The sequence below is a fragment of the Clostridium sp. AM58-1XD genome (assembly GCF_003464085.1).
Lineage (GTDB): Bacteria > Bacillota > Clostridia > Lachnospirales > Lachnospiraceae > Lachnoclostridium_A.
Genome location: NZ_QSDR01000012.1, coordinates 19,644 through 35,318, shown reverse-complemented (window position 1 = coordinate 35,318; position 15,675 = coordinate 19,644). Strand labels below are relative to the sequence as shown.

Here is a 15,675-nt window from a genome sequence, read left to right as displayed (position 1 = left end):
TGATTCTGCCCTGTTTTATCCTGTCTATTCAGCTGTTTCTCCGTCTTCTGTCTCTTCGCTTACAAAGATTCCTAATTCTTCCAGCTGTTTTTCATCTACCGGAGCAGGGGCTTCTGTCATCAGGCAGGAGGCATCCTTTACTTTAGGGAATGCAATCACATCACGTATGCTGTCTGCACCAACCATCAGCATGGCCATACGGTCCATGCCATATGCAAGGCCTGCGTGAGGCGGAACTCCATACTTAAATGCTTCAAGCAGGAAGCCAAACTGGCTCTGTGCACGTTCCTTCGTAAATCCGAGAACCTCAAACATCTTGCTCTGAATATCGGCCTGATGGATACGGACGGAACCGCCTCCCATCTCTGTGCCGTTCAGCACGATATCATATGCTTTTGCGCGGACCGCGCCTGGATCCGTATCAATGAGAGGAAGGTCTTCTTCCATCGGCATCGTAAATGGATGATGCATCGCTACGTAACGTCCCTCTTCCTCAGAATACTCGAGCAGCGGGAATTCTGTTACCCACAGGAATTTAAAGTCATCTTTCTTCAGAAGATCGAGCTGCCTTGCCAGTTCCAGACGGAGGTTTCCCAGCACATCGAAAACGACTTTGTCCTTATCGGCGGCAAACAGCAGCAGATCGCCCGGCTTTCCTTCCATGGCCTCGACGAGAGCCTTTAATTCCTCATCTTTCATAAATTTGGCAAACGAAGACTTAAAGCTGCCGTCCTCCTGAATGGAAAGATAAGCCAGCCCTTTCGCTCCAAAGCCCTTTGCATACTCTACAAGGGCATCTATTTTCTTACGGGGCATATGTCCCTGTCCAGCTGCATTAATACCGCGGACAGAACCGCCGTTTTCAAGGGCGCCCTTAAATACAGCGAACTCACAGCCGCTTACCACGTCGGAAACATTGTGCAGCTCCATGCCGAAACGCAGATCAGGCTTATCGGAACCGTAACGGTCCATAGCCTCTCTCCATGTCATCCTGGGAATCGGAAGCTCCAGATCGAAATCACAGATATCCTTAAATAACTTCTTTAAAAGCCTTTCGTTGACGTCCAGTACGTCGTCCACGTCCACAAAGGAAAGTTCCATATCGATCTGTGTAAATTCCGGCTGCCTGTCTGCACGCAGATCCTCGTCACGGTAGCACCTTGCCAGCTGGAAGTACCTGTCGTATCCGGAACACATCAAAAGCTGCTTGTACAACTGCGGGGACTGAGGAAGGGCATAAAAGGAACCTGGATGAACACGGCTGGGAACGAGATAATCTCTCGCGCCTTCCGGCGTACTCTTAATCAGAGTCGGCGTTTCGATCTCCAAAAATCCTTCTTCGGCCAGAAATGCACGGGTCAGGGTCGCTACCCGGCTTCTCACCATCAGGTTTCTCTGGATATCGGGCCTTCTTAGATCAAGGAAACGGTATTTCAGACGGAGTTCTTCCTTCGTCTTGCTGTTTTCTTCAATCGGGAACGGCGGCGTCTCAGATTCCGCCAATACTCTTAACGATTTTGCGCGTATTTCAATCGCTCCTGTCGCCAGGTTTTCATTCACCGCGCCGGAACGGGCTTCAACTTTTCCCTCTACGGCAATGACGAATTCGCTTCTCAGCTTCTCTGCCTTTGCGAAATATTCGGCGCCGCAGTCATTTTCTTCGAAAATGATCTGCAGGATCCCGGAACGGTCCCTGAGATCGACGAAAATAATTCCGCCCTTATTTCTGCTCTTCTGCACCCAGCCCATGACGGTGACGTTCTCACCGACATTTGCTGTTGATAATTCTGTACATCTGTGGGTTCTCTTCAGCCCAGCCATTGATTCTGCCATGATTTAATTTATCTCCCTTCGTCAGACTGATGATTATTTCTTCAGCTCGTTTTTGTAAAATTCTCTGAATTCCGTATAGCCTTCCTTCATCAGCTGCTCTTTCTGGAATTTTTTATTTTTATTCATCTGCGCAACCAGAACCTGAACGCCATCGGCTCGCTCTTTCGTGGCCTCTCCGATCACTTCGCTGAGCCTTCCGCTGTCCATGCCCTTCTCGAACAGATATGCTTTCCTTCCGACTGCCGACGGTACGGTAAAACCGTTGTCCATCAATATAGTCACAATTCTCTCAAAACCGATGGAAAAACCGCATGCCGGCGTTTCCATTCCGGTGAATTTGCCAATCATCTTATCGTATCTTCCGCCGCCTGCAACAGAGCCGCCGAAGCCTTCCATAGCCACCTCAAAAATCGTTCCCGTATAATAGGACATACCACGTACTAGAGTGGGGTCGAATGCAAGGCTGAAATCTGCCGTCGTCACTTCTTTTACCGTGTCCATAATATAGGCCAGGCCTTCTGCCCTGCCTTCTGCGATTACGCCTTTTAAGATTTCTTCCAGTCCTCTTACACTTTCGGCGTCCGTTCCCGCTCCGCTTAAAAGCTTCAGATACTTCTTCACGGATTCTTCCGTATATCCGGCTTCCAGGAGTTCTGCTTCCACGCCCTCATTGCCGATCTTGTCCATCTTGTCCAGTATAATAAATACCTGTTCCATAGACTCTTCCGGAAAGCCTGCGTAAAGAGCCATGGCTCTTAAAATTTCACGGTCATTGATGCGGACTGTGAATTTATTTTCCGGACAGATTTTTCCCAGAGCCGTAGTAGTAGCCAGGATCAGTTCGATCTCCGCAAGGCTTGTGGCATCTCCCAGAATATCGATGTCGCACTGCACAAACTGTCTGAAACGTCCCTTCTGGGGCCGGTCGGCTCTCCAGACACTTCCAACCTGAAGTGCTTTAAAAGGAGACGGCAGATTGGCGGCGTTGTTCGCATAATAACGGGAAAGAGGCAGTGTTAAATCATAACGAAGTCCTCCGTCCACCAGGTCATTTTCTTCTTTCGCCTCTTCGAGCCTCAGCTTTTCGCCTCTTTTAAGGATTTTGAAAATCAGCTTTTCATTATCTCCGCCCTGCTTGCTGGTCAGGTTCTCAATATGTTCCACGCATGGAGTCTCAATCGCCGAAAATCCAAAGCTTCTATAAGTATCCTTAATCTGGTTCAATACATAATCACGAATCTGCATCTCTGCCGGCAGAATATCCTTCATACCGGTCACTGGTTTTTTCTTCAATGCCATGGTCCACTCTCCATTTTCTTTAATCTCTTCTATTTTACATTGACTATACAATTTTGCAAGCCCTTTTTCCTCAAATTGCGATGTTTTCCGCCCTGAAACCGGCCGCTGCGTCCATTCTGCGGCGTCTTACATTTCGTTCCCTGGCTTTGCAGCGATTGTTCCCTGGTAGTTCCAAATACCCTGTTCGTTATCGATCCTGCACTGAATTGTCACATTTTCCGCATCCAGGTCATATTCGGCTGGGATACTGCCGCCATTTTCCGGCGCCTCCGGATCTAATCCATTCTCCAGCTTCTGAGGGAATTCCATGGTTTTAGGGATGACCCCCGTATCTTCCAGAGAAAAAACTGCATCCTTCATGATGTTTATGAGCGTTTCCCTGTCTTTGGCCGAGATATCAATCTCATGCAGCTGTGATGTGGCTGTGTCGTAGAGAATGCCAATGCTGCCGATCTGGCGGTCCTCATCGTCATAGACCGCGCAGTTAATTAACGTATTGTAGGATGTCAAATTATCATATGTCAGATTATAACTCCACGGATCATCACTGCTCACTCTATATTCCTCTGACATGAGATAATAAAGAAACACAGGCTTCAGCTGATCGATCATTACCGGAAGGTGTCCGTACGCACTGCAGGCCTCCCCTGCGCTGATCACATCCTCATCGGAGAGCTCCCACTCATGATAGAATTCTTCCGTCTCCTCTTCTATCTCCAAAACAGCCTCTGTCTGGAGATAATCCGCCGGCCAGCTTCGCTCAGACTGGTCCTTCAGGCTGCCGATCACCGATATTCCGGATACCACGACAAAGATGAGATACGCTCCGATCAGCACCAGCACCCATCTGTTTTTGTATTTCATCCATTGGATCAGCCGCTCTGCCGGTTCCTGATATTCCCGGATATCTTTTTCCGGTATTTTCAGGATATCGTCCCAGCGTCCTGATTCCGCTTCGTTCTGCCTTCCGTTATGGTAGGAGCAGTCCGCTTCTGAGGACGGATGGCGTTCATTCAGATAATATGTAGCATCCTGTTCATACGGGTGAAGCACAATCCTTTTACATGTTCCGCAGTAAAACGGAACCTTCATGGCTTTATCACATATCGGGCATACCTTTCTCTTCATATTATCCCTTCTGCGCTACGGCGTCTCCATTTTATCCAGAAGCTTTCCTTTTCTCTCCAGCATTTCATCAATTCTTCCGATATACTGCTCTACATCTTTGACATTCTCCACACGTTCCAGCCTGTTTTCCGACGGGAAAGTCACCTTTGTCGTGGTCCCTGCGCCGCAGGCAGCAATTGTCTGCTTTTCTTCCATGATCAATATGTTGTAAAGGCACGCCTTTCCCGGAAGGCTGTAACCTACATTTTCAAAGTTGCCGGCCATATTCTTCTGCCTGTAAAGGTAATACGGTTCCATCCCCATATTCCTGGCGTATTCTGCCGTAAGGTCGATCATCTCCTGAGTGTTTGTGATCTTCAGATCCTGATACTGTTCTTTGAACATGTTGAGCCTGGCCGCCCGTTTAATAGCCAGTGAATGCACTGTTACGCTGTCCGGCTGAAGGGCCTTCACCTCTTCCATGGTATGTTTCACATCTTCCAGAGTTTCTTCCGGCAGGCCGATGATCAAGTCCATATTGATGTTGTCGAAACCAAGCTCTCTGGCCAGAAGGAACTTTTCCTTCACCATGTCTACCGTGTGATGTCTTCCGATCAGATCAAGTGTCGCCTGCTTCATGGTCTGAGGATTGATGGAAATTCTGGTAATACCGTGTTTCCTCAAGACTTCCAGTTTCTCCCTCGTGATACTGTCTGGCCTACCTGCTTCAACCGTGTATTCCTTTACTTTGGAAAGATCGAACGTCTTCTCTACCTGATTGAGGATTCTGTCCAAATCTTCTGCCGATAGAGAGGTTGGCGTTCCGCCGCCGAAATAGACCGTATCCAGTACGCGTCCTTTCATCTTGTCGGCCGTATAATCCATCTCTTTAAACAGCGCCTCCAGGTACAGCCCTGTTCTGCCTTCCCATTTTCCTATTGGAAATGATGTAAAAGAACAGTAAAGGCACGTGGTCGGGCAAAAAGGTATCCCGACATACAGGCTGTAGCCTTCATTGCATGAAACGTCTGACAGCAGTTCTCGTTCACGCTCTGCGATTTCCATGCTCAGGTCGATCTTTTCTCTGCTGGCCAGGTATGTGTCCCTCATATAGCGGGCGATATCATCCTTTTTCCATCCTTCTTCCATTTTCGTCATGGCGATTTTCGTAGGCCGTATGCCGGTCAGCGTTCCCCATGGAAGCTCCCGTTCCGTCCGTTTGCTCAGGATATCATAAAGCCCCCGCTTTATCTTATTCTTCGTTTCAAACCGCTGTCCGTAACACACTTCAAAGGTGCGGTATGTCTTCGTATCCTTACATTCCAGAGATAGGATATAGATGCCTTCTCCATATGTGGCATCCCCTGTTTCCGCCAGAATATCGTCTCCCTGTACGAGGTCGCCGTGAATATAAAACTGTGCCTCGTCATTCTTTTCATATACAAATGTCTCTCCCGGATAAAATGCCATTAAAAGTTCCCGGATATCCTGTTCATATGACCTGTCATTGAGTAAAAGCCCTATCATCTCTTCCGTCACCTCGCGTACTGATAAATCGGATTGTATTCCTTTTCATGGCCGATGCCTGTCGCCGGGCCATGGCCGGAATAAACCATCGTGTCATCAGGGAGTGTAAACAGTTTTTTTATGATGGATTCTGCAAGGCTGGATATGCTTCCTGTAGGGAAATCCGTCCTCCCGAAGGATTCTTCAAACAGCGTATCTCCGGCGAACAGCACGCCCTCTTCTTTCATCCGGTAGCATACGGAACCTTCCGTGTGACCAGGTGTCTCAATTACCTGAAAACGGAATCCGATCAGCTCCAGTTCCTCCCGGTCTCTTACCGTTCTGTCGGCTCTCAGCCCAACCTGTCTGCCGCCGATCATAGGGGAGAGGTTCAGGGTCGGATCTGCCAGAAGCCGTTCTTCCTTTTCCCCTGCAATAACAGGAATTCCATACTGTTTCCTGATCTCTTCCGTCGCCAGCATGTGGTCTGCATGGCCGTGGGTAAGCAGTATGGCTTCCGGCGTAATTCCCAGAGTCACGCACTGGTTTACGATGTAGGTCGCATTATCTGCCGGATCGATGATCACTGCTTTTTTGGTGGTTTCATTATATACGAAATAGCAGTTTGTTCCCACCGCACCGAGAACACTGCTTTTAATCCTCAAATCTCCCTCTGTATAAGAGCCCATGACTTCTTCCTCCATGTATGTTTCTGTCTGATTCATATATTACGAAAGAGGGTGTTGCAAAAGTCGAATCCGCATTGCCAACGCTACCAGATTTCGTTCCAGGCAGTGGCCAAGTCACTACATCTGGCATCGGCGGCAATGCTCTATTCCTTTTTGCAACATCCTCTTCCGACTTGTAATTGGTTTTTCGCCAAACTACTGCTGTTTATTATTTTTAACCTGCTGTCCGCTCGATATCCAGTACTCCCTCAATCTGGCGCAGTTTATCGGTCAGGTTGTTCAGTTCCTCGATTCCGTGTATATCAAACGTCATGATAATTGTAGCCTTTCCCTGTTTGTTCGTCCTCGCATTCATAGATGTAATATCAATCTGGCGTTCTGTAAATACCTTGGATATATCCACGAAAATACCGCTGCGGTTATTGGCGTATATCTGAATCTCCGTTGAATATTTCTCCGCTCCGACGTCGCTTTCGGCCTGCTGCCATTCTGCATCGATCAGCCTGCTCTTTTCATCGTTGGGAAGGTTGATGACGTTGACACAGTCCGTCCTGTGAATGGACACCCCACGTCCCCGCGTTACAAATCCCACAATCTCATCTCCCGGTACGGGGTTGCAGCATCTGGAAAAACGTACGGCCAGATCGTGGATTCCCTTGACCACAATGCCGCTCTTTGACTTCTTGGCAACTGGAACCTTGTTGCCGTCGCCGATCTCATCGAGAATCGTGGCATCGGTCACTTCCTTCTTGATCTTTTTGCTGCGTTCATCCAGCATCTTATTGATGACCTGGCCTTCCTTCAGGCCGCCGTGGCCAATGGACGCCAACACGGATTCCCAGTCGCGGAACGCATAGCGGCGCATGACCTTCTCCATGTATTCCGGCTTTATAATATCGGAAGGATTGATGCTGTGAGCCTTACAGTACTGGTTCACCATCTCCTTGCCCTTGAGAATATTGTCCTCTTTTAATTCTGATTTAAACCACTGGTTGATCTTGTTCTTCGCCTGAGTACTCTTCACGAGAGCCAGCCAGTCACGGCTCGGTCCTTTAGAGTTCTGGGATGTAACAATCTCGATTCTGTCTCCATTCTGAATCACATAATCGATGGGCACCAGCTTACCATTTACCTTCGCCCCTACCATCTTATTCCCGACCGCACTGTGAATGGCATATGCGAAGTCGATCGGCGTAGAGCCGCTCGGAAGGTTCTTGACATCCCCTGTCGGAGTAAAGCAGTAAACGCTGTCGGAAAACAGGTCCAGATCGCTCTTTAACAGGCTCAAAAATTCCTTGTTGTCGGACATGTCCTTCTGCCATTCCAGAATCTGCCTGAGCCAGCTCAGCTTTGCCTCTTCGCTCTCTGCCGCCGTCTGTCCGCTTCCGCTTTCCTTGTACTTCCAATGGGCTGCGATGCCGAATTCCGCCGTCCTGTGCATCTCATAGGTACGAATCTGTATCTCAAACGGCTGGCCGTTATTGCCGATCAGCGTCGTATGAAGAGACTGATACATATTTGGCTTCGGCATGGCGATGTAGTCTTTAAAACGCCCGGGTATCGGCTTATACAGCTCATGAATCACTCCCAGAGCCGCATAGCAGTCTTTGATGCTGTCCACGATAATCCGGACTGCAAATAAATCATATATCTGATCCAGAGTCTTATTCTGGTTCACCATTTTCTTATATATGCTGAAAAAGTGTTTCGCCCGGCCGTCCACTTTCGCGCTGATCCCGGCTTCCTCCATATGGGACCGGACTTCGATCACAATATCTTTTACGAACGCTTCTCTGGCATCCTTCCTGAGAGAAATCTTCTCCGCCAGTTCATAATATGCCTCCGGTTCCAGATATTTTAATGACAAATCGTCCAGTTCAACTTTAATTTTGGATATACCGAGACGGTGAGCGATCGGAGAGTAAATATCCATCGTCTCTCTGGCCTTTTCCTTCTGTTTTGCAGGAGTCATGTACTGAAGGGTCCGCATATTGTGCAGACGGTCAGCCAGTTTAATCAGGATTACACGGATATCCTTGGCCATGGCCAGGAACATCTTTCTCAGATTCTCCGCCTGAATCTCGACCTTGTCCATATCCCAGGATATCTGAGTCAGCTTTGTAACGCCGTCTACCAGTAGAGCGACCTCTTCTCCGAAGTCTCTCTTCAGTTCATCCAGAGACATGACCGTATCTTCCACAACATCATGGAGAATTGCAGCCGCGATTGTTTCCTTATCCATCTCTAAGTCCGCCAGTATGATAGCAACACAAAGAGGGTGAATGATATATGGTTCACCCGATTTTCGCTTCTGCTCCTTATGGGCATCGTTTGCGAGATGGTATGCTTTCTGTATCATTGTAATATCATCCGACGGATGATATTTCCGTATAGCTCTGACCAAATCTTCATAAAGAACTTCCGGGCTTGTAAAGTCAGCCGGAGCCTCTAATTCCTGTTCGATTTTTGCCGGTTTCGTCTCTCCTGCCATAGAATCCGTCCTTTTCCAAGCGTATTATTGTACCATTATAATGATTTTCTTATAAAAATTCAAGTACTAACGACAAGTATTGTCCGTCTGTGGATACCCATTCGACAATTTTTGTTGCCGCAGGCCAGACAGTCATACGATTGCATCACCGATAAAATCGGCCATATATTCCTTGTAGCAGCGTAGTAATTGTGGTAGACTAAGTAAAAATTCGTTTCTGTGCCGGACGCCGTTTATTCCTGCATAACCGGCGTCCACGAGCAGATGCAAAAATCCAAATGAAAAGAAAGAGGCTGTACATAATGATTCAGGATATCGCACCGCACATTTACCACAACGAATACACTCCCGTCCCTCCATCCCCCACCAGCTATCTCATAGTCTGCCATGGACGGCATATCCTCGTACGGGAAGAGAACGGCGAAATGGCATTTCCCCGTTTTCTTGAAGCGGAATCACACGTTCACAACCTGTATGATTCCTGTATTTATCTCTTTTCTGTCGACAAAGATCATTTCTATCTCGCTCCAAAAGGAGATTACTCCTTTTTATCCGGATATGCTGCAGAACCACCCGCATATCTGCGTTCCGCTGCTCCCCGCCATCTGGCGTTTGCAGCCATCACCGCCATCCAACTCAGTTCCTGGTATGAAAGCCGCCGCTTCTGCGGCAGATGCGGAAAACCTCTGCGCCATCACGGCAAAGAACGCATGATGTTCTGCGACAGTTGCCATATGATGGAATATCCCAAAATTTCTCCGGCAGTTATTGTAGCCATCACAGACGGCGAGCGCCTGCTGCTTACCAAATATGCGGGAAGAGAAATCAAGCGATACTCCCTGATTGCCGGTTTCGCTGAAATTGGGGAAACCATCGAAGAGACGATTCACAGAGAAGTTATGGAAGAAGTCGGTTTGAAGGTTAAGAATATCCGCTATTATAAGAGCCAGCCGTGGTCTTTCAGCGACACTCTGCTCTTTGGTTTTTACTGTGAGCTGGACGGACCGGATCATATTAAGCTGGATGAAGCCGAGCTCGCCATCGCAGAATGGATCGACAGAAAAGACGTGCCCGGCGTTGACAATGATGTGAGCCTCACCCAGGAAATGATGTGCCGATTCCGGGATGGGCTGGAATAATCTGACAGTTCTGATCTTTACCGCTTTACGCACTGATATAACAGTGCGTTGCAGATGGCGGCAGCAATGGTGCTGCCGCCTTTTCGTCCTCTGGCAACGATGCTTGGGACGCCTGATTCCAAAATCAGTTCCTTTGCCTCAACCACGTTGACAAATCCTACAGGTACTCCTATGACAAGGCGCAGAAAATCATCCCTCATTCTTCCGCTTTTTCTCATTTCATCGATGCAGATCAGCGCAGTCGGCGCATTTCCGCAGGCAATGATAACAGGTTCGCCGAGAGCCGCGGCCTTTTCCATGGATATGGCCGCTCTTGTCGTCTGCCGCCGTTTTGCTTCTTCTGCAACATCTTCATCCGCCATGAAGCACATGATCTTTACTCCCAACTTTCCTGCTGCCTGCTTATTGATGCCTGCGGCCGCCATATTTGTGTCCGTTACGATCGTCACTCCCTGTTTTAAAGCTTCCGTACCTTTTTTCACCGCATCTGAAGAAAATATCAGATTTTCCCCGTAGTCGAAGTCTGCCGATGTATGAATACACCGTTTTACAACGGCCATCTCTTCCTCAGGCCGGGCCGGTATCCCCCTCGTTTTCATTTCATGTTCAATTATCTCCATACTCTTTGCTTCGATTTCCTGTGGCAGCACCTGTTTTCCTCACTCTCTATTTACTATAAAGTCCCAGACGGCGGCGGTTGCATGGCACGATGGCGCGGAGCAGCCGTCTTTTATGATTGCTGATGTCTGCGTTAGCAGACATGTCCGTTTACTTTGTCCAGACCGTCGTCCAGAATCCTGTATACCTGTTCCATATCCAGAGAATTCCGGATCAGATCTGCCAGCTTGTCATACTGCTTTTCTTTGTATTCCATCCAGCCGTGATAAACTTTCTCCGCCTGTTTTCTTCTCACTTCCTGTGAGGGCTTTTTATCCGATTCCTCCTGGCTGCCGCGGAAGGAAGCCAGTTTCTTTTCTTCAATCGATGCCACAAATTCCTCGGCAACTCCCGGCGCATCAAAAAAGCGTGAAGGTAGGTTCCCCATACGCTGCCGTCCTTGCTGCACAGCCCAGCCGCCGGCCTTTCCTTTTCCTCCCGTTCATGGAACCGTTCCGCTCTCTTTTCTTCTCCCTGTCTCATATCAATAAAGTCCCGGCAGTCGCCAGATTTCTCGTGATCCCCATATGAATCTCATATCCCTCCACATTCATACCGGAAATCCTCGGCCATCCGGGAATATGTTCCAATATGCGCGCCCTTGCCTGGGTACGCACCTTTTCCCTGGAAAATACGGTTTTGGCGTCCAGAAGCCCCAGACCTTCCATCGTGCCCTTTTCCTCAACGCCGTAAGGGTCGCTGAGACGTTTTCCAAGCATCTGGAATCCGCCGCAGATGCCGATGACCGGTATATCCAGACGTGCGAATTCCGTAATCTTTTCTGCCAGCCCGGAATCCCTCAGCCATTTTAAATCGGACATCGTATTCTTTGTGCCTGGAATAATGATGGCATCGGGAACTCCCAGGCCGTCTTCCGTCTCCACATATCTTACGGATACTCCGTTCATTCTCTCCAGTACGGCAAAATCCGTAAAATTGGATATATGCGGGAGATGGATCACAGCGATATCAAGTCCGCTGCCCTTCCCTTTTCGGTTCAGCCGGTCTGCCAGGCTGTCTTCTTCTTCAATATCTATTTCTTCCATGGGAATTACCCCGATCACAGGGATTCCCACCTTTTCCTCAATCATTTTAAGGCCCGGATTCAGAAGCTCTACGTCTCCCCTGAACTTATTGATGACAATTCCCTTAATTATTGCCTGCTCTTCTTCGTCCAGAAGTTTTACCGTGCCATACAGAGACGCGAATACTCCTCCCCGGTCGATATCGCCTACCAGAATAACGGGCGCTCCTGCCATTTTCGCCATCCCCATATTTACAATATCGAATTCTTTCAGATTGATTTCAGCCGGGCTTCCTGCGCCTTCAATCACGATCACATCATATTGATCCGACAGTTCTTTCAAGGATTTCTCCACTACAGGAACCAGTTCCTTTTTCAGTTTATAATATTCCGCAGCCGAATAATTGCCCAGAATCTCGCCTTCGACGATAACCTGGCTGCCCATATTGCTGTTCGGCTTCAGGAGGATTGGATTCATGGCTACAGTTGGCCGTATTCCTGCGGCTTCCGCCTGAACAACCTGAGCCCTGCCCATTTCCAGGCCTTCCTCCGTCACGAATGAATTCAGCGCCATATTCTGCGCTTTAAATGGGGCTACCTTATAGCCGTCCTGTCGGAAAATTCTGCAAAGTCCTGCTGCTACAAAGGATTTTCCTGAATTGGACATGGTCCCCTGTACCATGATAAATTTTGCCATAACCGTTACCTCCCTGATGTTTACGATTTCTTTTTTACATCGCTTAAAATGCTGTCGACGATCCCCTCTGCCGTATAGACTGCAGCCGTTATGTCCACAGGAATTCCCGCTTTTTTGGCCTCTCTCGTAGTCACCGGACCAATAGAAACGATTTTCCCCTTATAGTCACTGGTATTTCCGGCCATTGCTGCGAATGCCCTTGCACCGGAACCGCTTGTCAGTATCACATAATCCATTTCTTTTCCAAGCCGTTCCAGCTCTTCCTTCCGCCTCAGATCCGGCACCGTCTTATATATGGAAGCAGCGTCCCAGGCGATGCCTGCTGCCTCTAAAGCCTCTGGAATAGCTCTAGAGCTCTCTTCCGCCTTTACAAACAAAACCTTATCTTCTCGAAGGAGTTTCGGCACCAGTTCTTCTGCCATGCACTCACTGGAATAAACGGACGGCAGGAAGTCACACGCAAATCCCGCTTCTCTCAGGGTTTTTTCCGTTCCTTTCCCAATCGCCGCAAATTTCACATGAAGAAGTGACCGCAAATCGACTTCCAGCTCCTTTAGTTCACGGAAAAATCCCAGAACTCCGTTACTGCTTGTAAATACAATCCAGCTGTACTGCCCAAGGCTGCAGAGACAATCCGCAATCTTCTCCGTGATCAGCGGCTCTGTTTCAATCAGGCTGACCGCGGCGATCTCTGCCTTCAGGGGCGAAAGAACTTCCTGCATCTGTCTGACCATCTGTCTTGTCCCTGTAACAAGAATCTGCTTTCCAAACAGAGGACCTCTTTCAAACCAGGCGAGACTGTTCCTCAGCTTTACTACTTCGCCGATTACGATGACAGCCGGTGTGCCAAGCTGTGCCTCTTTTACCTTTACGGCGATATCATAAAGGCTTCCTGTCACTACTCTCTGAGCGGACGTCGTACCCCTTTCAATCACCGCCACAGGCGTGACGGACGGCTTTCCGTGTTCCATGAGCCGTATGCAATCCGCTTGAGACTGTGAAGTCCCATCAGAAAAATGAGCGTTCCTTCTTCTTTTGCCAGCACCTCATAATCCAGAACTGCCGAATGCTTATGTGTTCCTTCATGGCCCGTAATCACATGAAATGAGGACGCCGCGTTTCTGTCCGTAACCGGTATTCCTGCATATGCCGGCACACTGTAAGAGGAAGATATTCCGGGAATGATTTCAAACGGAATTCTCCGGGCGGAAAGCTCCGCCGCCTCTTCTCCCCCCCGGCCGAAGATATAAGGGTCACCACCCTTTAAGCGCAGGACGTATTTTCCCTGTTCCGCCTGTTTCACCAGGATTTCATTGATTTCTTCCTGCTTCATGGAATGGCGTCCGCTCCGTTTTCCGGCATAGATCAGCTCCGCATCCATACGCGCCTCATTCAGAATAGACGGCGAAATCAGATTGTCATATACGATGACGTCGGCCTCCTTTACCGCCTTCCATGCCTTCAGGCTCAGCAGCTCCCCGTCCCCCGGTCCGGCTCCGGCCAGCACAACCGTACCCACGCAAACGCGCCTGGCAAGCCTTTCCGCCAGTTCCGCCGCCGTACTCCTGCCATCCTGCGCAGATACTTTCTCCGCTTCCACATCCTTGATAATCTCCATATCGTCAAAAACAGGGGTTTTCCCATCTCTGGCATACATAACCTTCATGCGTAGGCCGTTCTCCGTTTTCTCGCAATAAGCTCCGCACGGCGCGTTGCAGCCGCCGCCGAGAACCGTCAGGAAGGTCCTCTCTGCTTCCAGAATTTCCGCCGCACCCTCAGAATGGATAGCCGCCATCAGGCCGGCCATCTCCCCCGTTCTGACTTCTACGGCGAGGATTCCCTGGCCTGCTGCCGGGACAAAGTCTTCCGTATTCAGATATTCAAAGAAGAATCCTCCGCCCTCTTCGATTTTAAGGCGGTTTAAACCGGCTGCCGCCAGAAGGATTCCATCATATTCACCATTTTTCAGTTTTTCCAGACGGGTTTCCACATTTCCCCTCAAAAGCTGAATCTGCACCTGTGGATTGATGTTCTTAATCTGCAGTTCCCGCCTTAAACTGCTGGTCCCGATCACGCTTCCGGGAGGCAGTTCAGCCGCCTTCACTCCCGTCTTCGTCACCAGTACATCCCGCGGGTCCTCTCTTTGCAGCACCGCTCCAACCGACAGCCCCTCCGGAAATTCCATCGGCATATCTTTGGCACTGTGTACCGCTATATCGATCTTCCCGGCCAGCAGCTGTTCTTCCAGTTCCTTCGTAAATACGCCTTTTCCACCGAGGCTGTCAAAGACCGGTTCAGAATCTGATCTCCCTGTGTCACAACAGGAACGATCTCGATTTCTGTCCCCTCTCCGGCGGCCTGTTCAATTGCTCTTTTTACTAATTCCGTCTGCACCATGGCGAGCCGGCTTTTTCTCGTCCCGATTCTTATTATCATTCTCTTACCTGCTTTTTCTTTTCCTCTCACTCCGGAATCCCCTGACGGAATTCATGGGAAAAATGTTTATCGTAAAGTCTGGAAAGCTCATACTCGCTTCCAAGGAAACCGCCCACGGCAATCAGGGCCGTCTTTCTAATCCCTGCCTGCTCCGCCTGTTTTCCAATTGTCTCCAGCGTTCCTTTCACTATTTTTTCATCCTCCCAGGATGCCCTATAGACGACAGCCGCCGGCGTATCGGACGGATATCCCCCGGATATCAGCCGTTTTGCCACTTCCTCCGTCTGACCCGCGCTCAGAAAAATCAGCATGGTGGCCTGATGGGCAGCCAGAGATTCCAGTCTCTCTTTTTCAGGTACGGGAGTTCTGCCTTCCATTCTTGTCAAAATCACCGTCTGGCTCACCCCAGGCAGCGTATATTCCCTCTTCATGGCCGCCGCTGCCGCCAGAAAAGAACTGACTCCCGGCACTACATCATATGCGATTCCCGCTGAATCAAGACGGTCCATCTGCTCCCTGTGGGCTCCGTATATGGACGGATCTCCTGTATGAAGACGGACGGTCGTCTTTCCTTCCCGTTCTGCCTTCTCCATAACCTGCACCACTTCATCCAGAGTCATAACGGCGCTGTTGTAAATCTCGGCCCCTTCCTTCGCAACTCCAAGAAGCTCCCGGTTAACAAGGGAGCCGGCGTAAATAATCACGTCGGCTTCCTCAATTCTTTTTTTTCCTTTTACCGTAATCAAATCCGGATCTCCAGGCCCGGCTCCTACAAAATGTACCATATGGCTGCTCTC

General features: G+C 49.3%; 12 protein-coding genes and 2 pseudogenes. 1 reads left to right on the top strand and 13 read right to left on the bottom strand.

Going from position 1 to position 15,675, the window contains the following annotated elements; genetic code table 11:
- Positions 1–24: 24 nt before the first annotated feature.
- The 6 genes from aspS to DXA13_RS08955 all read right to left on the bottom strand — a co-directional run bounded on the left by aspS (position 25) and on the right by DXA13_RS08955 (position 8,925).
- Positions 25–1,833: an aspartate--tRNA ligase gene (gene aspS / locus DXA13_RS08980; protein ID WP_118243593.1), complete on the bottom strand. Its 1,809-nt coding sequence runs from the start codon at positions 1,831–1,833 to the stop codon at positions 25–27.
- A 33-nt stretch (positions 1,834–1,866) separates the two neighbouring features.
- Positions 1,867–3,132 (bottom strand): histidine--tRNA ligase, encoded by a 1,266-nt coding sequence (hisS, locus tag DXA13_RS08975; protein WP_118243591.1) that lies wholly within the window; start codon positions 3,130–3,132, stop codon positions 1,867–1,869.
- 126 nt (positions 3,133–3,258) lie between these two features.
- On the bottom strand, positions 3,259–4,260 hold the full coding sequence (locus tag DXA13_RS08970) for a hypothetical protein (RefSeq protein ID WP_118243589.1): 1,002 nt from the start codon (positions 4,258–4,260) through the stop codon (positions 3,259–3,261).
- Between the two features lie 15 nt (positions 4,261–4,275).
- Positions 4,276–5,766, bottom strand: coding sequence for a coproporphyrinogen dehydrogenase HemZ (gene hemZ / locus DXA13_RS08965; RefSeq protein ID WP_118243749.1), 1,491 nt, complete (start codon positions 5,764–5,766; stop codon positions 4,276–4,278).
- Positions 5,767–5,774: 8 nt separating this feature from the next.
- A complete protein-coding gene (locus DXA13_RS08960; protein ID WP_118243587.1) occupies positions 5,775–6,434 on the bottom strand; it encodes an MBL fold metallo-hydrolase in 660 nt (219 codons plus the stop codon).
- Between the two features lie 214 nt (positions 6,435–6,648).
- Positions 6,649–8,925 (bottom strand): bifunctional (p)ppGpp synthetase/guanosine-3',5'-bis(diphosphate) 3'-pyrophosphohydrolase, encoded by a 2,277-nt coding sequence (locus DXA13_RS08955; protein ID WP_118243585.1) that lies wholly within the window; start codon positions 8,923–8,925, stop codon positions 6,649–6,651.
- A 302-nt stretch (positions 8,926–9,227) separates the two neighbouring features.
- On the opposite strand from DXA13_RS08955, the gene nudC reads away from it, so the two are divergent.
- The gene (nudC, locus tag DXA13_RS08950) at positions 9,228–10,064 is read left to right on the top strand and encodes an NAD(+) diphosphatase (RefSeq protein ID WP_118243583.1); all 837 of its coding nucleotides are present in this window, start codon (positions 9,228–9,230) and stop codon (positions 10,062–10,064) included.
- Between the two features lie 17 nt (positions 10,065–10,081).
- Here the strand turns inward: nudC and DXA13_RS08945 are convergent, their stop codons facing one another.
- The 7 genes and pseudogenes from DXA13_RS08945 to cobM form a co-directional block, all read right to left on the bottom strand.
- The gene (locus DXA13_RS08945; RefSeq protein WP_278287037.1) at positions 10,082–10,714 is read right to left on the bottom strand and encodes a precorrin-8X methylmutase; all 633 of its coding nucleotides are present in this window, start codon (positions 10,712–10,714) and stop codon (positions 10,082–10,084) included.
- A 101-nt stretch (positions 10,715–10,815) separates the two neighbouring features.
- Positions 10,816–11,109, bottom strand: coding sequence for a hypothetical protein (locus DXA13_RS08940; protein WP_118243581.1), 294 nt, complete (start codon positions 11,107–11,109; stop codon positions 10,816–10,818).
- Between the two features lie 127 nt (positions 11,110–11,236).
- Positions 11,237–12,442 (bottom strand): annotated as a pseudogene (locus tag DXA13_RS08935) (cobyric acid synthase); the annotation flags it as partial.
- A gap of 20 nt (positions 12,443–12,462) precedes the next feature.
- Positions 12,463–13,413 (bottom strand): uroporphyrinogen-III synthase, encoded by a 951-nt coding sequence (locus DXA13_RS08930; RefSeq protein WP_207662160.1) that lies wholly within the window; start codon positions 13,411–13,413, stop codon positions 12,463–12,465.
- Positions 13,374–13,949, bottom strand: a complete 576-nt coding sequence (gene cobA, locus DXA13_RS21655; RefSeq protein ID WP_278287039.1) for a uroporphyrinogen-III C-methyltransferase — start codon at positions 13,947–13,949, stop codon at positions 13,374–13,376. The genes DXA13_RS08930 and cobA overlap by 40 nt, the downstream gene beginning before the upstream one ends.
- Positions 13,950–14,000: 51 nt before the next feature.
- A pseudogene (gene hemC / locus DXA13_RS21650) lies at positions 14,001–14,839 on the bottom strand (hydroxymethylbilane synthase); the annotation flags it as partial.
- A 65-nt stretch (positions 14,840–14,904) separates the two neighbouring features.
- Positions 14,905–15,663 (bottom strand): precorrin-4 C(11)-methyltransferase, encoded by a 759-nt coding sequence (cobM, locus tag DXA13_RS08915; protein WP_118243574.1) that lies wholly within the window; start codon positions 15,661–15,663, stop codon positions 14,905–14,907.
- Positions 15,664–15,675 lie beyond the last annotated feature (12 nt).